The sequence below is a fragment of the Caballeronia sp. LZ034LL genome (genome assembly GCF_031451215.1).
In the GTDB taxonomy this organism is placed as follows: domain Bacteria; phylum Pseudomonadota; class Gammaproteobacteria; order Burkholderiales; family Burkholderiaceae; genus Caballeronia.
The window spans coordinates 1-481 of sequence record NZ_JARUXR010000027.1 but is presented as its reverse complement, the minus strand read 5'-3'; the positions used below and the strand labels follow the sequence as shown (position 1 = coordinate 481).

At 61.3% G+C, this 481-nt stretch carries 1 protein-coding gene; it reads left to right on the top strand.

The genetic code is table 11. The annotated features are described in order from the left end of the window. Window positions 1-481, top strand: a 481-nt coding sequence (locus QCE83_RS35055; RefSeq protein WP_309821481.1) for a hypothetical protein, incomplete at both ends; no start/stop codon positions are given.

Here is a 481-nt window from a genome sequence, read left to right as displayed (position 1 = left end):
GCCGGAATGTGGATCGCCGGTTCGGACAGCGGCTTCGACAATACGAGTTCCTTTGACCGCCTGAATTGGTTCATCTCCCATGGCCTGAACTCCGAACGCGACGCGCAGGAGTTTCAGTACCGCCTGAGCAAATCCCCCGACGACTTCAAGCTGCTGCGCGACTGGTCCGCCGATGCAACCCAGAAAGCCGAATGGGCGACTTCAGCCATACAGAGCGATCCCTTCCGTCGCACGCCTGAGCTACCACCGCTGCCGCCCGACCCCACGCGAACCACTACCGAGAACTCGCGCATGGGCAACTTCGGCGCCGATATGCTGTATCGCTATCACCAGGAAGACCGTCGCATCCTCGATGCCAAGGACATGTATCACGCCGCATCTCAGCGCGGGCCCATTCGAAAGGAATATCTCGATGCCCACACTCCGCCGCTGCCGCTCTGGCGGCAGCAACTCGAAGATGGCCTCGGCCGCTTCTTCGTGG